At 60.4% G+C, this 19,456-nt stretch carries 18 protein-coding genes, 1 tRNA gene and 1 riboswitch; of the genes, 4 read left to right on the top strand and 15 right to left on the bottom strand.

Features of this window, described 5'->3' with window-relative positions:
• Positions 1–25 precede the first annotated feature (25 nt).
• Entirely contained in the window at positions 26–1,249 is a 1,224-nt protein-coding gene (locus tag ACIQJ2_RS23810) for an MFS transporter (RefSeq protein WP_400677439.1), read from the bottom strand.
• Between the two features lie 101 nt (positions 1,250–1,350).
• On the opposite strand from ACIQJ2_RS23810, the gene ACIQJ2_RS23805 reads away from it, so the two are divergent.
• Positions 1,351–2,259 (top strand): LysR family transcriptional regulator, encoded by a 909-nt coding sequence (locus ACIQJ2_RS23805; RefSeq protein ID WP_400677437.1) that lies wholly within the window; start codon positions 1,351–1,353, stop codon positions 2,257–2,259.
• A gap of 9 nt (positions 2,260–2,268) precedes the next feature.
• Here ACIQJ2_RS23805 and ACIQJ2_RS23800 read toward each other — a convergent pair whose 3' ends face one another.
• The 3 genes from ACIQJ2_RS23800 to ACIQJ2_RS23790 all read right to left on the bottom strand — a co-directional run bounded on the left by ACIQJ2_RS23800 (position 2,269) and on the right by ACIQJ2_RS23790 (position 4,027).
• Positions 2,269–2,646, bottom strand: a complete 378-nt coding sequence (locus tag ACIQJ2_RS23800) for a VOC family protein (protein ID WP_400677434.1) — start codon at positions 2,644–2,646, stop codon at positions 2,269–2,271.
• 154 nt (positions 2,647–2,800) lie between these two features.
• A tRNA-Gly gene (locus tag ACIQJ2_RS23795) sits at positions 2,801–2,874 on the bottom strand.
• Between the two features lie 58 nt (positions 2,875–2,932).
• On the bottom strand, positions 2,933–4,027 hold the full coding sequence (locus tag ACIQJ2_RS23790; RefSeq protein WP_400677431.1) for a 2'-deoxycytidine 5'-triphosphate deaminase: 1,095 nt from the start codon (positions 4,025–4,027) through the stop codon (positions 2,933–2,935).
• Between the two features lie 72 nt (positions 4,028–4,099).
• Positions 4,100–4,178: riboswitch (SAM riboswitch) on the top strand.
• Positions 4,179–4,220: 42 nt separating this feature from the next.
• Here ACIQJ2_RS23790 and ACIQJ2_RS23785 point away from each other — a divergent pair.
• Positions 4,221–5,408, top strand: a complete 1,188-nt coding sequence (locus ACIQJ2_RS23785; protein WP_400677429.1) for an O-succinylhomoserine sulfhydrylase — start codon at positions 4,221–4,223, stop codon at positions 5,406–5,408.
• Between the two features lie 78 nt (positions 5,409–5,486).
• Here the strand turns inward: ACIQJ2_RS23785 and ACIQJ2_RS23780 are convergent, their stop codons facing one another.
• Positions 5,487–6,200 carry a DNA helicase gene (locus tag ACIQJ2_RS23780; protein WP_199150475.1) on the bottom strand — a complete coding sequence of 238 codons (714 nt, stop codon included), beginning with the start codon at positions 6,198–6,200 and terminating at the stop codon, positions 5,487–5,489.
• A 611-nt stretch (positions 6,201–6,811) separates the two neighbouring features.
• Here ACIQJ2_RS23780 and apaG point away from each other — a divergent pair.
• Positions 6,812–7,204: a Co2+/Mg2+ efflux protein ApaG gene (gene apaG / locus ACIQJ2_RS23775; RefSeq protein WP_199088937.1), complete on the top strand. Its 393-nt coding sequence runs from the start codon at positions 6,812–6,814 to the stop codon at positions 7,202–7,204.
• Between the two features lie 105 nt (positions 7,205–7,309).
• Here apaG and ACIQJ2_RS23770 read toward each other — a convergent pair whose 3' ends face one another.
• From ACIQJ2_RS23770 to ACIQJ2_RS23760, 3 genes are all read right to left on the bottom strand, one after another.
• Positions 7,310–8,299, bottom strand: a complete 990-nt coding sequence (locus tag ACIQJ2_RS23770; protein WP_199150474.1) for an Hsp33 family molecular chaperone — start codon at positions 8,297–8,299, stop codon at positions 7,310–7,312.
• 47 nt (positions 8,300–8,346) lie between these two features.
• Positions 8,347–9,264, bottom strand: a complete 918-nt coding sequence (argF, locus tag ACIQJ2_RS23765) for an ornithine carbamoyltransferase (RefSeq protein ID WP_184706679.1) — start codon at positions 9,262–9,264, stop codon at positions 8,347–8,349.
• Positions 9,265–9,337: 73 nt separating this feature from the next.
• Positions 9,338–10,537, bottom strand: coding sequence for an aspartate aminotransferase family protein (locus ACIQJ2_RS23760; RefSeq protein ID WP_199088918.1), 1,200 nt, complete (start codon positions 10,535–10,537; stop codon positions 9,338–9,340).
• A gap of 425 nt (positions 10,538–10,962) precedes the next feature.
• Here ACIQJ2_RS23760 and ACIQJ2_RS23755 point away from each other — a divergent pair, with 425 nt between their 5' ends.
• The gene (locus tag ACIQJ2_RS23755) at positions 10,963–11,487 is read left to right on the top strand and encodes a GcrA family cell cycle regulator (protein WP_199088920.1); all 525 of its coding nucleotides are present in this window, start codon (positions 10,963–10,965) and stop codon (positions 11,485–11,487) included.
• A 167-nt stretch (positions 11,488–11,654) separates the two neighbouring features.
• Here ACIQJ2_RS23755 and phoB read toward each other — a convergent pair whose 3' ends face one another.
• The 7 genes from phoB to phoR form a co-directional block, all read right to left on the bottom strand.
• Positions 11,655–12,338 carry a phosphate regulon transcriptional regulator PhoB gene (gene phoB / locus ACIQJ2_RS23750; protein WP_004128368.1) on the bottom strand — a complete coding sequence of 228 codons (684 nt, stop codon included), beginning with the start codon at positions 12,336–12,338 and terminating at the stop codon, positions 11,655–11,657.
• 32 nt (positions 12,339–12,370) lie between these two features.
• Positions 12,371–13,084, bottom strand: a complete 714-nt coding sequence (gene phoU / locus ACIQJ2_RS23745; RefSeq protein WP_199088922.1) for a phosphate signaling complex protein PhoU — start codon at positions 13,082–13,084, stop codon at positions 12,371–12,373.
• A gap of 51 nt (positions 13,085–13,135) precedes the next feature.
• Positions 13,136–13,951, bottom strand: coding sequence for a phosphate ABC transporter ATP-binding protein PstB (gene pstB / locus ACIQJ2_RS23740; RefSeq protein ID WP_199150472.1), 816 nt, complete (start codon positions 13,949–13,951; stop codon positions 13,136–13,138).
• 14 nt (positions 13,952–13,965) lie between these two features.
• A complete protein-coding gene (pstA, locus tag ACIQJ2_RS23735; protein WP_400673105.1) occupies positions 13,966–15,300 on the bottom strand; it encodes a phosphate ABC transporter permease PstA in 1,335 nt (444 codons plus the stop codon).
• Complete coding sequence (gene pstC / locus ACIQJ2_RS23730; protein WP_400673108.1) at positions 15,297–16,781, bottom strand: phosphate ABC transporter permease subunit PstC; 1,485 nt, start codon at positions 16,779–16,781, stop codon at positions 15,297–15,299. The genes pstA and pstC overlap by 4 nt, the downstream gene beginning before the upstream one ends.
• A 74-nt stretch (positions 16,782–16,855) precedes the next feature.
• A complete protein-coding gene (locus ACIQJ2_RS23725; RefSeq protein ID WP_400673111.1) occupies positions 16,856–17,890 on the bottom strand; it encodes a substrate-binding domain-containing protein in 1,035 nt (344 codons plus the stop codon).
• Positions 17,891–18,076: 186 nt separating this feature from the next.
• Entirely contained in the window at positions 18,077–19,300 is a 1,224-nt protein-coding gene (gene phoR / locus ACIQJ2_RS23720; RefSeq protein WP_199151514.1) for a phosphate regulon sensor histidine kinase PhoR, read from the bottom strand.
• Positions 19,301–19,456 lie beyond the last annotated feature (156 nt).

The raw sequence follows: 19,456 nt of genomic DNA, 5'->3' as shown, positions 1-19,456 counted from the left end.
ACCTTGAGTTGCCCGCCCCTTTCAGTCACGTCCGCACGGAAAGAGCCGTGACGAGAGCAATCACGCCGAAACCTGCGGCGCCCGCGCAGACGGCGACCCAGCCTCCGAAATCCCAAGCCGTGCCGGCAAGCGCCGATCCCAATGCCCCGCCAAGAAAGAAGATGCCGACGAAGAGACCGTTGATGCGCCCTCGCGCTTCCGGCTTCAGCAGATTGACGGCCCGGCGCCCCAAGGTCTGATCACCGGTAATGCCGACATCGAGCATCACGGCGCTGACGCCGAGGAGGATCAGCAGGGTTAGCGGATGGCCCGATCTTATTTCACCGACCCAGGCCGCGAGAGCCATGGCGGCAAGCACGATCAGGTGTGACACCAAAGTCGCGATCCGCGTCCATCCCCTATCGCCCATGCGGCCGAAGGGAGAGGTTGCGGCCGCGCCGCCTGCCCCCACGAGCGCAAATAGCGCGATGCCGGATTGACCAAGCGAGAACGGCGGCTGCGCCAGGCGCAGCGCGACCGATGTCCAGAACAGGCTGAAGCTCGCCATCATCAAGGCGGCCGTGAAGGCTCGCAAACGCAGTACCGGCTCGTCGCGGAGCAGCTGGAAAAGCGAGCCGATGAGAGCACCGTAGCTCGCGGTCGCCAGCGGGCGCCGTTCCGGAAGCCTCAGAGCCAGCACGGCAGCGATAAGCGCCAGCGCCGCCGCGCTGACGGCATAGAAGCTTCTCCAACCCCAGAAATCGGCAATCAGGCTCGCCAAAGGGCGAGACACCAATATGCCAACCATCACACCGCTCATGACGTTGCCGATTACCCGGCCACGATGCTCGGGCGGCGTCATAGCCGCGGCGATCGGCACCAGGATCTGAATGGCGGAACAGGCTGCTCCCAACAGAAACAGGAAGATTAGCAAGCTCCATCCCGTCGGCGCGAAGGCGGCGGCAACAGCCATCACCAGCGCGGAGACGAGCATGCGCAGCACCAGCTGCCGATTCTCCATAAGGTCCGCCAGCGGCACGAGAAAGAATAGCCCGGCGGCATAGCCGAGCAGCGAGGCCATCGCGACGAGGCCGGCACCGCTCTCGGAAAAGCCGAGCGACGGACCGATGATGCCGACCAGCGTCTGTGGTGCAAAGAGGTTGATGATGATGATGCCGGTGGCGATGGCGAACAGCAATGTCGATGGAGCAGCGGCCGCGGACAGATCGTCATCCGGCTCGCTCGTTATACATTCGGGTACCTGTGACATGGGCTCTCCAATAATTTCTGATAATAAAGATGGCCATGTTTATCGCTTTGCTGCATAATGAGACAATTGAAATGAACTAATAATGATTATGCGGATCTGGCATGAACATTCACGATCTGGAAGCTTTCGTCGCGGTGGTGGAGACGGGTTCGATCGTTGCCGCCTCTGCGCGCATCAATCTTACACAGCCGGGCATTACCCGGCGCATCCAGAATCTGGAAGATAGTCTCGGCATTGCCCTGCTCGACCGGCAATCGAAACCGCTCAAGCCGACTGCGGCGGGACGCGAGGCTTATGAGCACGGACGTCGCGTTCTGCGCTCGCTCGATGATCTCAAAGCCGGCGTTTCACCCGGCGGTACGATAGGCGGTGAGTTCCGGCTCGGCATAATGCCTTATCTCTCCGAAGCTGCCTTGTCGGCGCCCCTCGATGAATTGCGCAATCAGTTTCCGCAATTGACGCTGCGGATCGTCACCGGATGGTCGCCGCAGCTTGTCGAGCAGGTGGCTCGCAGTGAGCTCGATGCGGCAACCGTGTGCCTGGCCGAAGGGTTGCAGCCGCCCGACAATGTCATCGGCGATGTGCTGGGAGTTCACAGCGTCATTCTTGTCGCCGCGCCATCGCTCGGCGTTCCCAAGGAGCCGAAGCTCGACGAGCTTTCCCGCTTTCCCTGGATCATGAATCAAAGCGGCTGCGGCTTCAGGGCTTTCATTCAGCATCGCTTCGAAGCGGAGCGCTTGCCCTTCGACGTCGGCGTCGAGGCCATGAGCGCCGATCTGCGCATGTCTCTCGTCGCGCGAGGGCTCGGTATCGGCGTGCTGACTCCCGCAGCGCTGGCCGACAGCCGTTGGCGCGACGCTGTCGAGATCATCGATGCTCCGGACTTCAGCCCAAAGGTTGTCAATTGGCTCGTGCATCGTCCCCCGGCGGGACGTCTTGCCCGACCGATCGCAACCTTCGGCGAAGCGTTGGCCGAAACACTGAAAACGAAGAGGCCGTTCTCGACCTGACGCCTGCAATCAGGCGCCGGGCCTATTCACCATCGCCTCGATGTTGTAGCCATCGGGATCGAGGACGAAGCAGGCGTAGTAGTGTTCCGTATATTCCGGCCGTGGCCCGGGAGGACCATTGTCTCCTGCGCCGGCTTCCAGCGCGGAGCGATAGAAGGCATCGACTTCGGCCCTGCTCTCGACACGGAAGGCGACATGCAGATGCGTCAAGGGCGGCTTGCTGCCGGTATGCTGGATCTCGAACAGGCTGCCCTCGCCGACATCAAACGCCCAGAACACGCCATCCTTTCCGAAAGACAGGCGGTATCCCAAGGGCTCGAAGGCTCGCTCATAGAAGGATTTGCTCTTTTCGAGATCGCTGACTTCGATGGTTATGTGGTCGATCAAGGCTGGTTTCTCTCCAAAAAATTGATGGCGAGAACAGGCTAGTCAAAGCGGAAGATTCACGCAATGGCCACAGAGAGTCGCAACAACTACCAATGATTGCATTCGCAACAAGGGATCAAAACGGCTTGGGCAATGCAGAATTTTCGAGGAGAGTTGGAGCGGGTGAAGGGAATCGAACCCTCGTATTCAGCTTGGGAAGCTGCTGCTCTACCATTGAGCTACACCCGCCTGACATCCTGAGATGTCCAACAGTTGCCGGCCTCTGTCAAGGCCGGTCAGTGGATGTTCAAAGCCGGAAGTGCTTCGAAAGCTTCAGGCCCTGCGCCTGATAGTTCGAGCCAAGGCCGGAGCCGTAGAGGCTGCTTGGCTGTTCCAGCATGTGTTCATAGATCAGGCGCCCGACAATCTGGCCATCCTCGAGGATGAAGGGCACTTCGTGACTGCGCACTTCGAGTACCGCGCGACTGCCGCGACCGCCGGCCGGCGCATGGCCGAAGCCTGGATCGAAGAAGCCGGCATAGTGGACGCGGAACTCGCCAACCAGCGGATCAAACGGCGTCATTTCGGCGGCATAATGCGGCGGTACGTGCACCGCTTCTCGCGAAACGAGGATGTAGAATTCGTCGGGATCAAGGATGATTTCGGTGCGGCCGCGGCTGTAAAGCGGCTCCCAGAAATCGAAGATATGGTGCTGGGCCTTCTTGTCGACATCGACGACAGCCGTGTGGTGCTTGCCGCGATAACCGATCAGTCCTTCCTTGTCGCCGGCAAGATCGATCGACAGCGCGATGCCGCCACCGGTGATATTGGGCTTCTTGCTGGCGACCAACGTTTCGGCTTCGTGCAGTGACAGCAGTTCCGGCTCGGTCAGCAAGGCCTGGCCGACGCGGAAGCGGATCTGCGAAAGGCGCGAGCCGCGGCGCACGACGATCGGGAAGGTGCGCGGGCTGATTTCCAGATAGAGCGGACCGGAGTAGCCGGCCGGGATCTTATCGAACTCCTGCGCCCGGTCGGTGATGACGCGGGTGAAGATATCGAGGCGGCCCGTCGAGCTCTTCGGATTGGCCGAGGCCGACATGTCTTCAGGCAGGTCCAGCCGCTCCATCAGCGGCACGATGTAGACACAGCCGGTTTCCAGCACCGCGCCTTCCGAGAGATCGACCACATGCAGCTTCAGCCGGTCGAGCTTGTCGGCGACGAGATGCGAAGGCCCTGGCATGAAGCTGGCGCGAACGCGAAAGGCATGCGAACCCAGCCGCAAGTCGAGGCTTGCCGGCTGGATCTGATCGACGTCCAGTTCTCTCTCGCTCGTCAGCCGCCCTGTTTCAAACAGCGCTGCGATAGCGCGATCGGCCAAAATTCCAGTATTGCGAGCCATCATGCTTCTCTCATAATTTGTCGCAGACAAAACCAAACTCAGGGAATTGACGCAAGCGGTCAACGGCAGTATTGCAACTTATCCCGTGGTGATTTGGCCGGTCGGCTTGCAGCCACGTTAAACAAATGGCTAAAAAGACCGGGGTTGAACCGGTCTGCTTTCGCGACCGGTTTTTTTGTTTGAAAGTGGTGATGGCATGAGCAAGACTTGGCGCCCCGCAACCCAACTCGTACACAACGGAACGCTTCGTTCGCAATTCGGCGAGACCTCTGAAGCGATCTATCTGACCCAGGGCTTCGTCTACGATACCTCTGAAGCGGCGGAAGCCCGCTTCAAGGGCGAGACCGAAGGTTTCATCTATGCCCGTTACGGCAGCCCGACCAACGACATGTTCGAAAAGCGCATGTGCGCGCTGGAAGGCGCTGAAGATGCTCGCGCCACCGCGTCCGGCATGGCCGCCGTCTCCGCCGCCATCCTCTGCCAGCTGCAGGCTGGCGACCACATCGTCGCTGCCCGGGCGCTCTTCGGCTCCTGCCGTTGGGTCGTGGAAACGCTCGCTCCGAAATACGGCATCGAATGCACCCTCGTCGACGGACGCTTCACCAAGAACTGGGAAAAGGCCATCCGCCCGAACACCAAGCTGTTCTTCCTGGAAAGCCCGACGAACCCGACGCTGGAAGTGGTCGATATCGCAGCCGTCGCCAAGCTCGCCAACCAGATCGGCGCAAAGGTCGTGGTCGACAACGTTTTCGCGACGCCTCTCTTCCAGAAGCCGCTCGAGCTCGGCGCTCATATCGTCGTCTATTCCGCCACCAAGCATATCGACGGTCAGGGCCGCTCGCTCGGCGGTATCATCCTCTCCGACAAGCAGTGGATCGACGAGCACCTGCAGGACTATTTCCGCCATACCGGCCCGGCCATGTCGCCCTTTACCGCTTGGACGCTGCTGAAGGGCATCGAGACGCTGCCGCTGCGCGTAGCGCAACAAACGACGAATGCCGCCAAGGTGGCCGATTTCCTCGCCGAGCAGACCAACAAGGTCGCCCGCGTGATCTATCCGGGCCGCAAGGACCATCCGCAGGCCGATATCATCGCCAAGCAGATGAGCGGCGGCTCGACCCTGATCGCCTTTGAACTCAAAGGCGGCAAGGAAGCGGCCTTCAAGCTGCAGAACGCCCTGGAGATCGTCAAAATCTCCAACAATCTCGGCGACAGCAAGAGCCTGATCACCCATCCGGCTACGACGACGCACAAGAACCTCACCGACGAGGCACGCGCAGAGCTCGGCATTTCGCCGGGCACCGTGCGCTTCTCCGCCGGCATCGAGGACAGCGAGGATCTGGTCGAGGATTTCGCCCGCGCGCTCGCGCAGGTTTCCGCCTGATTTCAATCGGGCCGCCCGAATTCTCTCCGGGCGGCCCGATCCAGCTTGTGAGGCAATGCCTCAGGATACGGCTCTCCGTCAGCTTGCAGCCCGGAACTGGACCTCGCCGTCGTGCAGGAAGAACATCTTGTCGAACAACCTGAGATCCAAGGGGTTCGGCAAGCGGACATCCTCCAGATCGGGGACAGGCTTCCGTTCAGGATCGTATGAGCGATCGATCTGCGAGATGAAGACAATGATCACGCTTCTTTCCCGCGCAAATGCCTTCAACGCCTGTACCTGGGTCATCACGTCGGGATTTTCCCGCTTCTGATCCAAAAGCTGGAGATAATCGACCACTGCCAGCGTGCCACGCGGCGCCGCGGCCAGCCTTGTGACGATATAGTCGGCGCTGATGGCATCCGAACTGTCGAATTCGAACAATTCAGCAAATTCCGCGTGATCGGCGTCGATCATCCGGAAGCGATTGAGAACGGCCTGCTCCGTGTCTTCCAGGGTGAAGAACGCGCCGCGATTGCCTGATTTCATGGCTTCAACGGCAAGCCTCAAACTCATCAAGGTCTTGCCGTGACCGGGCCTGGCGCCGACCAGAACCAGATCGCCCGGATTCAGTCGCGAATACAACTCGCTGACAGGGACGCCGGTGCTTGTTCTGGCTGAAAGCAAACTCCAGCCTTCAAATCCTTCGGCCGCGGCGATGCGATCCAGCGCCGCATGCAAGGGTATGTTCTGCTGGCGGGACAGAAGCCTCGCCTTACGCTTCAAGTGATATACAGGGGCAGAAAGCCTCATCTAAACCTCCTATTGCGAGCAATCATCGCAACCCCTCCTTATGCCAGCGCTCAAACAGTCGGTTTGGAGATCGAAAACCCCGCATGAAGAATGCTTTCCCGAGTGGAGGGGGGAGGCGCGGGCCGTGCCAGAAGCAGATGATAACCCGAATCCGATCATCGGAAAATCTCAGGCAAGCGCTTTCGAAAGAAACTTGAGTGGAAGTTCGGCGCCGGCCAGTTTGAAGGTTTCGACGGCAGATCGAACGAGCTGGAGATAAAGCCGGAGTGTGCCAGCAATTTTGACAAGCGTATATGTCGGCCATGATACCGGCCGCTGCGCATTAAGGCAGACAAGACCAAATGACAAACCAAAAGAGATACTTTTAGAGCAAGTCACGGCCCCGTTTCTTCAGTCGTAATAGCTGAAATCTGAAAAGACTGACCTCCATGCGCGATATTTCATCACGCCGTTCCTTGACGGAATGGATCGGTTATAGGATATCGCTAGTTATCCTGCACTTTGCGGGAAAGACGGAAAGCGGATAATATACCGCAGACTTGGAAATGCTGAAGCGACGATGAGGCTTGGAGAAGCGCGCGACGGTTCAGGGCAGCGGCAAGGTAGCAGGCATGTATCGCGCCTTAACACGCGACATAGAAGTGGTCGTCGAGCCTTTTTATCTGGAGGAGCAATCCGATCCGGATGATGATCGCTATGTCTGGGGATACCGCATCGTCATCTCTAATCATTCCAAGATGTCCGTCAAACTAGTGACGCGCTATTGGCACATTACCGATATGAACGGCATCGTGGACGAAGTGACGGGGCCGGGCGTGGTCGGCGAGCAGCCGCATCTGAAGCCTGGCGATACCTATGAATACTCCTCCGGCTGCCCGCTGGACACGCCGTCAGGAATGATGTTCGGCCATTATCAGATGGAAACGGATGACGGGGAGCAATTCCACGTCAAGATCCCCGCCTTCTCTCTCGACACGCCCAACCTGTTGCGGACGCTGAACTAGAGCGTTCGGCGCTACTTCGAATAGCGGAACACCCCATCTTCCTGTTTCTTTCCGGATTCCCAGAAAGGCGTTACGGACCCTTCCTGGGAATGTTCCAGAGCCGCATCAGGCCGCTTCTATCTCGGATACTTCGAAGCGATAGGTGGTGGAGCAGAACTCGCAGGTCACGGCGATTTCGCCATTCTCTTCGCTCGCCTGGATTTCCTCAGCTGAAAAGCCCTGCAGCACGCCCTTCAGCTTGTCCCGCGAGCAAGAACAGCGATCGTAGACGGCCTTCGGCTCATAGACGCGCACGCCGCGCTCGTGGAACAGACGATAAAGCAGCCGCTCGGTGCCGACGAGTGGATCCGTCAGTTCGTCTGCATCGATCGTCTCGACCAGGCTGCGCGCTTCCGCCCAGGCATCATCCTCGACATGACGGCGCGCGCCGTCATCTCCATCGCCACCATGCAGGTCCGGCTGACGCATGCGTTCCGGCGCTTCGGGGAGGAACTGGGCGATCAGGCCCCCTGCCCGCCAGCGATGGCGCGGCTTGCCGTTCTCGTCGCGATCAAAAAGCTCTGCGGCACCCAGACGCACGCGCGTCGGGATCTGTTCTGACTGGCGGAAATAAGTGCCGGCGATCTCCTCAAGCGACGCGCCGTCGAGAGCGACGATGCCCTGGTAGGGTTGGCTGAACCGGCCCTGGTCGATCGTGAAGGCGAGAACGCCCTTGCCGAGCAGCTGCTCCGGCTCTGTCCGGCCCTCGGCGATAGCCTTCGCCAGCGCCTCTTCATTGAAGCGGGCATAGGCGCGAACATTTTCAGGCGTCGAGAAATCGGCCACCAGCAGATCGACGGGACCGTCGCCCTTGGTCTGCACTGTGAACTTGCCTTCGAACTTCAAAGACGTGCCGAGCAGAACCGTCAGAACGATGGCCTCGGCCAGAAGGCGGGCCACCGGCGTCGGATAATCATGCCGGGCAAGGATCGCATCCAGCAACGGGCCAAGCTGCACGGCGCGGCCGCGCACATCGAGGCCCTCCACCTGAAAGGGTACGACGTGATCGTCACCGGCAAAATCGAACTGACCCAGCGAGGCTGCATTTTCGGCCATTGCTTTACTCCTACTGCGCCCGCGCTCTCAAGCGCGGCTTCATATCCTCAGATCGCGCCCAGGCACCAAGCAAGAATCGACTTTTGCGCATGAAGGCGGTTTTCCGCCTCATCGAAAACAACGGATTGCGGACCATCGATCACTTCGTCCGTCACTTCCTCCCCGCGATGGGCGGGCAGGCAATGCATGAACAACGCGTCTTTGTCGGCCTGTGCCATCAAAGCCTTGTTGACTTGATAGGGCTGGAAGACGTTGTGACCGCGGGCCCGGTGTTCCTGATTCATGGACACCCAGGTATCGGTTACCACGCAATCGACGCCGGCGACCGCACGGTCTGCATCATGCGAGAGCAGGATTTCGGCGCCCTCGTTGCGGGCCCAGTTCAGATAGTGATCCTTTGGCTCGGAACCAAGGGGTACCGCCATGTTCATGCGATAGCCGAAGCGAGCTGCACCTTCGATCAACGAATGCAGTACGTTATTGCCGTCGCCGGTCCAGGCGACAGTCTTGCCCTTGATCGGGCCGCGATGCTCCTCGAAGGTCATGATATCGGCCATGATCTGGCAGGGATGCGTGTCGTCGGTGAGCGCGTTGATGACCGGAACCGTCGCGTGTTCCGCCAGTTCGAGCATGCGCGCGTGATCGGTGGTACGGATCATGATCGCGTCGACATAACGCGACAGGACCTTGGCCGTATCCCCGATCGTCTCGGCGCGGCCGAGCTGCATTTCGGTTCCGGAGAGGAACAGCGTCTCGCCGCCGAGCTGGCGCATGCCGACGTCGAAGGAAACGCGGGTTCGGGTGGAAGGCTTCTCGAAAATCATCGCCAGCATCTTGCCGGCCAGCGGCTTGTCTGCCGCACCCGCCTTCAGCGCCTTCTTTCGCACGATCGCATCGTCGATGATGTGGCGCAGATCGGCAGCCGGGACGGCCGAGAGATCAAGAAAATGTTTCGGAGAAGCCATGTCCTTACCTGTACTCCAGAAAAAACAATAACGCCCGCATGGGGCAGGAACGCCCCGACTGCGGGCGGTAAACTTAGGCCGATTTCTTGGTGCGGGCTGCGCGCGCACGCTCAGCCGCACGCTCGATGCGGGCGAGACCTTCGCGTGCTTCCTCAGCGGTGACGACCAGCGGCGGCAGCAGACGGATGACGTTGTCGCCGGCCGGCACGCCAAGCAGATGCTCGGCGCGGATCGCCTGCAAGAGATCCGCCTGCGGGATTGCCGCCTTAATGCCGAGCATCAGGCCCTCGCCACGAACATCCTCGATGATGTCGGGGAAGCGATCCTTCAGCGAGGCAAGCCCCTGACGGAACACCAGAGCCACATCGCGAATGTGCTGCAGGAAACCATCCGCAAGCACGATGTCGAGCACGGCATTGCCGACCGCCATGGCAAGCGGATTGCCGCCGTAGGTCGAACCGTGCGTTCCCGCCTTCATGCCGGAGGCCGCTTCTGCGGTCGCCAGGCAAGCGCCGAGCGGGAAGCCACCGCCGATCCCCTTGGCAACGGCCATGATGTCGGGCTTGATGCCGGCCCACTCGTAGGCGAAGAGCTTACCCGTGCGGCCAACGCCGCACTGGACTTCGTCCAGGATCAGCAGCAGGCCGTGCTCGTCGCAAATCTGGCGCAGGCCACGCAGGAATTCATTGGTCGCCGGGCGGATACCGCCCTCGCCCTGCACCGGCTCGATCAGGATCGCGGCCGTCGCATCGGTGATGGCTGCGCGAACGGCATCGAGATCGCCGAACGGCACCTGATCGAAGCCCGGAGCCTTCGGGCCGAAACCTTCGATATATTTTTCCTGGCCACCGGCCGCGATCGTCGCGATGGTGCGACCGTGGAAGGCGCCCTCAAAGGTGATGACGTGGAACTTCTCCGGATGCCCCTTGGCGAAGTGATAGCGCCGCGCCGTCTTGATGGCGCATTCCAGCGCCTCGGCGCCCGAATTGGTGAAGAACACCTTGTCGGCGAAGGTGACTTCCGTCAGCCGCTTCGACAGCTTTTCCTGACCGGGCACTTCATAGAGGTTCGACAGGTGCCAGACCTTGTCCGCCTGCGCCTTCAATTCCGCCACCAGATGCGGATGCGCGTGGCCGAGGGAATTGACGGCGACGCCGGCTGCAAAGTCGAGATAGCGCTCACCGCTTTCCGTGACCAGCCACACGCCCTCGCCTCGCTCGAACCGCAGCGGAGCACGCATGTAGGTGTCATAAAGCGGCGCGGTCTCGGCCATGGCCATATCTCCTCGATCACAACTTTAAGGACCAATCGCTTCCGCTTGATGAAACGGGTCCGAAAAAATCAAAAATGCCGCCTTGCGGCGGCCCAGGCACTATTGATGTTTTGCACCGCGATGTCAACAAAACTGGCGATTTAGCAAGTGCGAGAAAACGCTTCAGCGCAAAAGGATTACGTTCGCCACCGCGTATTGCAGAAATGCCACGCCGGGGCAGCAAGTTGGGGAAAACCCCGAAATCGATTCCTCAAGATTCGCGCGACTCTTGTCACGGAGTCAGCCTCACACTAGGTTAAAAACCAATTGCTAGACTGCATGCGGCGGAACTAGTCACCACAATTTTAAAGCGTTTCGTGCCTCGTTCCCATTCGAGGCAATGGTGAAGGATTCTGCCACCGGAAACGCGACAGCGGAGACAGGGCATGAACTGGACAGACGAACGCGTCGAGAAGCTGAAAAAGCTATGGTCCGAAGGGTTGAGCGCCAGCCAGATCGCGGCGCAACTGGGTGGCGTGAGCCGTAATGCCGTCATCGGCAAGGTGCATCGCCTGAACCTTCCCGGCCGAGCGAAGGCGGGTGGCACGGCGACGGCTGCTCGCACGCCGAAGCGCAGCGCCTCGGCGCCGCGGGCCCCGGCTTACACTTCGCGTGTCGCAACCCGCACGGTTACCCGCCAGCAGGGCGCAACCATGCTGAAGGAAGAGATCGAGGTCGATGCGGTCAACGAGATTACCTATCGTCCGGCTTCGAACGTCGTCGTTCCGATCTCTCGTCGCCTCGGCCTGACGGAGCTGACGGAACGCACCTGCAAGTGGCCCGTCGGCGACCCGCTGAAGGACGATTTCCACTTCTGCGGCAACGACAGCCCGGATTCCTCACCATACTGCACCTACCATCAGCGCATGGCGTATCAGCCGGTGAATGAGCGTCGGCGGAACAACGGTTAAGCAATTGCAGGAAAAGTGCGAAGCGGTTTTCCGTCCGGAATTGCGTAAAACAAAAATACCGAGCGACGATCCAAGCATTCAGACAAAGAAACGGGCCCCTCGAGGCCCGTTTTCTGTTTCCGCCGCTATGTTGATGCCTGAGCGCCCCCAACACAAGGATGTGCCGCTCAGGCCTCCATGGAATAGCCCGCGCCGCGAACGGTACGGATGACATCCTGCATATTGGAGAAGTTCAGCGCCTTGCGCAGGCGGCCGACATGAACGTCAACGGTGCGTTCGTCGACATAGATATCGTGCCCCCATACGCCGTCTAGCAGCTGCGAGCGCGAGAAGACGCGGCCCGGCGAGGACATCAGGAATTCCAGCAGGCGGAATTCCGTCGGACCCAGCCGCACTTCACGGCTCTTGCGATGAACGCGATGGGTTTCGCGATCCAGCTCGATATCGCCGCAACGCAGCACCGTGGAGAGAACCTCCGGGCGGGCTCGCCGCAGCATCGCCTTGACGCGAGCCATCAGCTCCGGCGTCGAGAACGGCTTGACGACGTAATCGTCCGCGCCGGTCGAAAGGCCACGCACGCGCTCGCTTTCCTCGCCGCGGGCCGTCAGCATGATGATCGGCAGGCGCTCCGTCTCCGGCCGCATGCGCAGCCGGCGGCAGAGCTCGATACCGGACACGCCGGGGAGCATCCAGTCTAGGATCAGAAGATCGGGGATGCGCTCCTGGAGACGCAACTCGGCTTCATCGCCTCTGAGGATCGTGTCGACCTCGAAGCCTTCGGCCTCGAGATTGTAGCGCAGCAGAACGCTCAGCGCTTCCTCGTCTTCTACAACAGCAACTCTTGGAACCATGCGCCTTTGGTCTCCTTGTCTTCGCTTCCAGATTATTCCGTCACCGCGCCGACGGTGTTGGCGGTATCGTCTTTCGGACGCTCGCCCTCGGGCTGAGCACCGGTCGCCATGTAATAGATCGTCTCGGCAATGTTGGTGGCATGGTCGCCGATGCGCTCGATGTTCTTGGCGCAGAAAAGAAGATGCGTGCAGGTGGTGATGTTGCGCGGATCTTCCATCATGTAGGTCAGCATCTCGCGGAAGAGCGAGGTATACATCGCGTCGATTTCCTCGTCGCGTTCGCGGATCGAGACGGCCTTGTCCGGCGAGCGGGTGGCGTAGACGTCGAGCACTTCCTTGAGCTGGCCGAGCGCCAGTTCGGAAAGATGTTCGATACCGCGAGCAAGGCGGCGCGGAACGCCGGTGCCCTGCACGGCGATGACGCGCTTTGCAGTGTTTTTGCCAAGATCGCCGACGCGCTCCAGATCGGAGGCGATGCGGATGGAACCCATGATCTCACGCAGGTCAGCCGCCATCGGCTGACGACGTGCGATGGTGACGATCGCCTTGTCGCCGACTTCGCGCTCGGCATGGTCGAGAACGACGTCGTCGGAGATGACCTTCTGTGCGAGAGCGGCATCGCTATGAACCAATGCGCGAACGCTGTCGCTGACCATCTGTTCGGCCAGACCGCCCATTTCGGCAATGCGGCGCGTCAGGAACTTCAGGTCTTCGTCATAGGCAGAGAGAATGTGAGTGGAGACCATTTTTCTATCCTCAAGGTGAACTGTGTGAAGGGAGCCGCGCGCCTGACATCATCAACCAAAACGGCCCATGATGTAATCCTGCGTGCGGAAATCGTCGGGATTGGTGAACATCTTATCGGTGTCGTTCTCCTCGACCAGATGGCCGAGATGGAACATTGCGGTGCGTTGCGAAACGCGGGCTGCCTGCTGCATGGAATGCGTCACGATGACGATGGTAAAATTCTCCCGCAGCTCGTGGATGAGGTCTTCGACCTTTGCCGTTGCAATCGGATCCAGCGCCGAGCAGGGTTCGTCCATCAGGATCACTTCCGGGCTGACGGCAACCGCGCGCGCGATGCACAGGCGCTGCTGCTGTCCGCCAGAGAGGCTCGTGCCTGCATCGTGCAGCCGATCCTTCACCTCGCCCCAGAGACCGGCCTTCTGCAGGCTGGTTTCGACGATGTGCTCGAGATCGGCCTTGGACCGATGCAGGCCGTGGATGCGCGGGCCATAGGCGACGTTCTCGTAGATCGATTTCGGAAACGGATTGGGCTTCTGGAAAACCATGCCGACGCGCGCGCGCAGCTCCACTACGTCGATGCTGTTATCGTAGACATCCTGATCGTCGAGCGTGATCTTGCCGGTGATGCGGCATGTCTCGATCGTATCGTTCATGCGGTTGAGGCAACGCAGGAAGGTGGACTTGCCGCAGCCGGACGGGCCGATCAAAGCCGTGACCGTATTGGCGCGAATATTCAGATTGACGTCGAAGAGCGCACGCTTTTCGCCATAGAAGACCGAAACGTCCTGGCCGATCATCTTGTAAGGGATCGTCATCATCTTCTTGGCCAATGCTCTTTCGCTTCCGGCTTCCGTCATCATGTTCATTTTGCGCTCCTCCCCTACCAGCGCCGCTCGAAGCGGCGGCGCAGCAGAATTGCGCCGATATTCATCGCAACGAGGAAAAAGAGCAGGACGATAATGGCCCCAGAGGTCCTTTCGACGAAGGCACGCTCCGCCTCGCTCGCCCACATGTAGATCTGCACCGGCAGCGCCGTCGAAGGATCGAGCGGCGAAGCGGGATAATTGGCGACGAACGCGACCATGCCGATCAAGAGCAGCGGCGCCGTCTCGCCGAGCGCATGCGCCAATCCGAGGATCGTGCCCGTCAGGATGCCAGGCATGGCAAGCGGTAGGACATGGTGGAAGACCATCTGCATGCGCGACGCGCCGAGCCCAAGCGCTGCGCTGCGGATCGACGGCGGCACCGCCCGCAGCGCCGAGCGTGTGGCGATGATGATCATCGGCAGCGTCATCAGGCTCAATACCAGGCCGCCGACCAGCGAGGCCGAGCGCGGCAGGCCCATGGTATTGATAAAGACGGAGAGACCGAGCAAGCCGTAGACGATCGAGGGCACGGCGGCGAGGTTGTTGATGTTGACCTCGATCAGATCCGTCAGCCGGTTCTTAGGCGCGAACTCCTCGAGATAGATCGAGGCGGCGACGCCCACCGGCAAGGCGAGGACGAGCACGGTCAGCATCAGGTAGAGTGAGCCGATCAGGGCGACGCCAAGGCCCGCCGCTTCCGGCCGGCTCGAATTGCCCGACACGAAGAGGCCGCTGTTGAAGGCCTTGTAGAGAGCGCCGCTATCGCGGAGCTGCTTCATCCAGGCAACCTGCCGGTCGGATACCTTGCGGTCCTTCTCGTCCGCCGTGAGATCGATCTGGCCCTTGTTGGCGGAGTCGATGTTGGCGCTGGCAAGGAAAGTGACGTCCTGGGTCGTTCCGACAATCGAAGGGTTGGCAGCGACCCTGTCGCGCAGCGCGATCCTGGCGCTGTCGGATACCATGGCCGTTGCCTCGCGAACGAGCGCGCGATTGGCGGGATCGATACCGAGCATCTTCACCAGCGCATCGCGCACGAGGACCGGATAATTGGCCGATATCAGCAACTTCGGATCGCTGGTCCGCTTGCCTGTCGGATCGATCACCTTCTCGCTGAATTCGATCGGTAAGGTGATCGAGGTCTGGACGAAGGCGGTATAGCCGTTGCGGACAACCGTCGAGACCAGAATGACGAGGAAGACCAGACCGAAGATGACCGCGGCTATGCCGCAGGCGCGGAAACGACGCTCGGCGGCATAGCGCCTGCCAATGCCGATATCGCGGCGCACACGCGTGCCCGGCGTAAGCTCGCGCGGAATATTCTGTAGCGGGGAGGATACGATATCGCTCATTCGTATTGCTCCCGGTAGCGGCGGACGATGTAGAGGGCGTAGACGTTCAGGCAGAGCGTCAGGCAGAACAGGGTGATGCCGAGCGCAAAGGCGACCAGCGTTTGCGGCGAGGTGAACTCCAGATCGCCGGTCAACTGATTGACGATCTTCACCGTCACCGTCGTCATCGGTTCGAAGGGATCGAACTGCATGCGCGCCGCGACGCCGGCCGCCAGCACGACGATCATCGTTTCTCCGACCGCCCGCGAGGCGGTCATCAGGAGCGCACCGACGATACCGGGAAGCGCTGCGGGCAAGAGGACGCGTTTCACCGTCTCGGAGCGCGTGGCGCCGAGGCCGAGCGAGCCGTCGCGCAGCGAGCGCGGAACCGCCATGATGATATCGTCCGACAGCGACGAGACGTAGGGGATCAGCATCACGCCCATGACGAAACCGGCGGTCAGAACGCTCTGCGCCTCGATGAAGCTCGTGTAGCTTCCCGTCATCAGGCCGTTGATCTCGGCCGAAATGTCTCTGAAGAAAGGTCCGACCGTGACAAGGGCAAAGAAGCCATAAACGATTGTGGGTATACCGGCCAGCACCTCAAGCATCGGCTTGGCGATGGAGCGCACGCGTGCCGAGGCATACTCCGCCATGTAGATCGCCGCGAACAGCCCGATCGGCACGGCAAAGAGCATGGCGACAAAACCGATATAGATCGTACCCGCCAGCAGCGGGATCAAGCCGAAGGTTCCCGATGTCTGCGTGCCTGCGCCGGTGAAACGCGGATCCCAGACCGTGCCGAAGAAGAACTCACCGGCCGGCACCATGCTGAAGAAACGCGCAGCTTCCGACAGCATCGAAACGACGATCCCGAGCGTCGTCAGCACGGCGATGGAGGACGCAATGATCAGCGCCCCGAGAATGACCTGCTCGACACGATTTCGGGCGCGAAAACGAGGAGCGATGACGCGCAGACCATAGGTCGCGCATAGCAGCGACAGCAGGATCGCCGACACGCTCATGACGATCCGGCTGATTTCCCGCATGCCGTTATACTTGTTGGCGGCATCGACCATGTAACCGGTCGGGCGGATCGCCAGCGGCACGCCCTTCTGCGCCAGCAGCAATTGCAGATCGGCCGTGCCGCCGGCGACCTCCGTCAGCTCCCGACCACTGAGAAGGCGCATGCCGTGCGCGATGCTGCGCACCATGCCGTAGCTGAGATTGAGTTCTGCGCGCGGGAGGATTTTCACCTCCTCCGGAAAGGACTTGATCACCAGGCGATCAATCACTTCCGGGCTGGCAATCGACCAGACGCAGACGAGCGCCAATGCCGGAAGGACGGCCCATATGGCGGCATAGGCACCATGATAGCCATGCCTGGAATGCATCGAGGAAGACCTGCCGTCAGCCGACAGCGCAGCAGCCCTCACCCGCCCCAGCACGAAGGCAAAGGCGCCGATGACCGACACGCATAGCAGCAGCAGTGACACACTCATACCAATTCCCCGGCCCATTCTCCGGCCAACGTCGGCACGGTCGAAGACCGCACCGACGCATAGTCCTTACGCACTCACATGATCTTTCCGTCCGCAAAGTCCTTGCGGATCTGGTCGCGTTCAGCATCCGGCGCGGGCACGAGGCCATATTCGGCCAACGGGCTATCCGGCCCGATCATCTGATCGCTGGTGAAGAAATCGACATATTCCTTGAGGCCAGGAATGACGCCCAGATGCGCCTTCTTGACGTAGAAGAACAACGGTCGCGAGACCGGATAGGTGCCGTCGGCGATCGTCTGGCCCGAGGGCACGATATCGCTGACGGTGGCGACCTTCAGCTTGTCGGCATTGTTCTGGTAGAAATACAGGCCGAAGACGCCGACGCCATGCTTGTTGGCGTTGATGCGCGCCAGAGTTTCCGGATAATCGCCGTCGATATCGACTGCCAGACCGTCCTTGCGCACGGCAATGCACTTCTTCGCCTGCTGGTCTGCATCCTTGATCGTGGCCTTGATGACGTCGAGCGCGCCGGAAGCCTTACAGCCGGAAGCGAGAACACGTTCCTCGAAGACCTCGCGCGTGCCGTGCTTCTCGCCCGGAATATAGGCGGCGATTTCGAAATCCGGCAGCGAAGGGTTGATCTGCGACCACTTCTTGTAGGGATTGGCGACCAGCTTGCCGTCGACGACGACTTCGGCTGCGAGCGCCTTGTAGAGATCGGCGGGTACGAACTTGATATCGGGGTTGCTCTTGTCAAAGGCGAAGACGATGCCGTCATAGCCGATCTTGATCTGCTGGATATCGGCGACACCAGCGGCCTTGCAGGCGCCGATTTCGCTATCCTTGATCGGACGCGACGCATTGGCGATATCGATGGAATCGGTGCCGACACCCTTGCAGAATTCCTTGAGGCCGGCGCCCGAGCCACCGGATTCGACGATCGGCGTCTTGAAGTTGGTGTGGGTCTCTCCGAAATTCTCGGCGACGATCTTGGCATAGGGGAATACGGTAGAAGAACCGGAAATCTGAATCTGGTCGCGGGCCACGGCAGCGCCGGCAAAAGCGGCGGATGCGACCAGCGCGAGAATAGACAATTTCAACGCGTTCATAATGAATCCTCCCTGACGGGCTAAAAGAGCACGACGGTGAACGGTACATCCACCAGTTTCAGCGCTTCTTTCTTACCGGCCAAAGCACCGCCCTTTTATGTCAGGCGAGTGAAACAATTATGACAGTCTATCCTTTTGAAATTTATGGGCTAAATCTCACCCGGAATCGGGGGTTCGTAGTGAGCTTCAGAAGCGGACGGTAAAGTCGGTTCCCTTCCCAACTTCCGACTTCACGATCAGCCTTGCGCGGTGGCGCGTCAGAATGTGCTTGACGATGGCGAGCCCAAGACCGGTGCCCTTCTTCGAACGGCTGTCCTCAACGTTGACGCGATAAAAGCGCTCGGTCAGGCGAGGCACATGCTCGGCCGGTATTCCCGGCCCCTTGTCGGAAATGACGACGGCGACCGCCTGGCCCGGCTCGTTCAAAAGCGAAACCTCGACAGACTTGCCTTCCTGGCCATACTTACAGGCATTCTCGATCAGATTTTCGAAAACCTGCACCAGCTCGTCGCGGTCGCCCAGCACCTCCACCTTGTCGTCGGGCATATGCAGGTTGATCGTCACGTCGAGATCGCCTGCGAGCGGCGCCAACGAGTCCCGCACATGGCCGAGCAGCGGCACGAGATCGACCTTCTGATCCGGCGCGATATGTGACTTCAGCTCCAGCCGCGATAGCGACAGAAGATCGTCGACCAGCCGGCTCATGCGCGTCGTCTGATCGAACATGATGCCGAGGAAACGCTGCTGAGCTTTCGGGTCCGATTTGGCAGGGCCTTGGATGGTCTCGATGAAGCCTCTCAGCGAAGCCAGCGGCGTGCGCAGCTCATGGCTGGCATTGGCGACGAAATCGGAGCGCATGCGATCGATGTGACGCAGTTCCGATATGTCGCGAAAGGACAGCAGGAAGAAGGTGCCGGTTTCGACTTCGGCTTGCTGCAGATCGATCGGCGCGATGCGCACGATGTAGACGCGCTCCGAGGGTAGCCGCTCTGAATGCTCGATCTGGTTCGGGGTGTTGGTCGCGATGGTCTCGCGAACCATGTCGAGCAGGCCGGGGGAGCGCAGCTTCGACGAAATATGCGCTCCGATCGGGAAGGCACCGAAAGCCTTTTCGACCGCGGCGTTCTGCACCAGCACCGATGCCTCGCGATCGATGATCAAGACAGGCACGTCGAGCGCCGAAAGACCCGCGAAGGCGGTGTGCATCACAGCTTCCGGATCGGCCGGCACAGGCCCGGCCTGGGCTGGCACCGCAACCCGCTGGACCAGCGGCTGCCGGATCAGCGCGACGATCACCGCAATGGCCCAGATCCAGAACACGACACCGGTATGGATGCCTTCAATAAGCGCAAGCGCTGCAATCAGCGTCGCCAGAATCAGGATGGCGCTCTCCTGCCGCAACCGCACCATCAACTTCCTGACAATTGACCATTCGTCTTCCAACTGCGCCCGTCCCTTCGCCTGCCATCATGGAATGCTGGATTCCGCCTCTTATCCGCGATTCATGACAGAAGTATTCGGCTCTATCCACAGAACGCTAAAACTCACAGCAATAAATGTAGCCGG

Source organism: Rhizobium sp. NPDC092011 (assembly GCF_044756305.1).
In the GTDB taxonomy this organism is placed as follows: Bacteria; Pseudomonadota; Alphaproteobacteria; order Rhizobiales; family Rhizobiaceae; genus Rhizobium.
The sequence above is the reverse complement of the archived record's forward strand: the minus strand, read 5'-3'. Positions and strand labels throughout refer to the sequence as shown.

Bases quoted from the DNA above. Each gene is read 5' to 3' on its own strand.
- ACIQJ2_RS23790 (WP_400677431.1), bottom strand. From the start codon at position 4,027: ATGATGGCTCGCAATACTGGAATTTTGGCCGATCGCGCTATCGCAGCG.
- phoU (WP_199088922.1), bottom strand. From the start codon at position 13,084: ATGGTCTCCACTCACATTCTCTCTGCCTATGACGAAGACCTGAAGTTC.
- ACIQJ2_RS23805 (WP_400677437.1), top strand. From the start codon at position 1,351: ATGAACATTCACGATCTGGAAGCTTTCGTCGCGGTGGTGGAGACGGGT.
- ACIQJ2_RS23760 (WP_199088918.1), bottom strand. From the start codon at position 10,537: ATGGCCGAGACCGCGCCGCTTTATGACACCTACATGCGTGCTCCGCTG.
- phoB (WP_004128368.1), bottom strand. From the start codon at position 12,338: ATGGTTCCAAGAGTTGCTGTTGTAGAAGACGAGGAAGCGCTGAGCGTT.
- ACIQJ2_RS23725 (WP_400673111.1), bottom strand. From the start codon at position 17,890: ATGAACGCGTTGAAATTGTCTATTCTCGCGCTGGTCGCATCCGCCGCT.
- argF (WP_184706679.1), bottom strand. From the start codon at position 9,264: ATGGCTTCTCCGAAACATTTTCTTGATCTCTCGGCCGTCCCGGCTGCC.
- ACIQJ2_RS23810 (WP_400677439.1), bottom strand. From the start codon at position 1,249: ATGTCACAGGTACCCGAATGTATAACGAGCGAGCCGGATGACGATCTG.
- ACIQJ2_RS23785 (WP_400677429.1), top strand. From the start codon at position 4,221: ATGAGCAAGACTTGGCGCCCCGCAACCCAACTCGTACACAACGGAACG.
- ACIQJ2_RS23780 (WP_199150475.1), bottom strand. From the start codon at position 6,200: ATGAGGCTTTCTGCCCCTGTATATCACTTGAAGCGTAAGGCGAGGCTT.
- phoR (WP_199151514.1), bottom strand. From the start codon at position 19,300: ATGGTGCGGTTGCGGCAGGAGAGCGCCATCCTGATTCTGGCGACGCTG.
- apaG (WP_199088937.1), top strand. From the start codon at position 6,812: ATGTATCGCGCCTTAACACGCGACATAGAAGTGGTCGTCGAGCCTTTT.
- ACIQJ2_RS23770 (WP_199150474.1), bottom strand. From the start codon at position 8,299: ATGGCCGAAAATGCAGCCTCGCTGGGTCAGTTCGATTTTGCCGGTGAC.
- pstB (WP_199150472.1), bottom strand. From the start codon at position 13,951: ATGAACATGATGACGGAAGCCGGAAGCGAAAGAGCATTGGCCAAGAAG.
- pstC (WP_400673108.1), bottom strand. From the start codon at position 16,781: ATGAGTGTGTCACTGCTGCTGCTATGCGTGTCGGTCATCGGCGCCTTT.
- ACIQJ2_RS23755 (WP_199088920.1), top strand. From the start codon at position 10,963: ATGAACTGGACAGACGAACGCGTCGAGAAGCTGAAAAAGCTATGGTCC.
- pstA (WP_400673105.1), bottom strand. From the start codon at position 15,300: ATGAGCGATATCGTATCCTCCCCGCTACAGAATATTCCGCGCGAGCTT.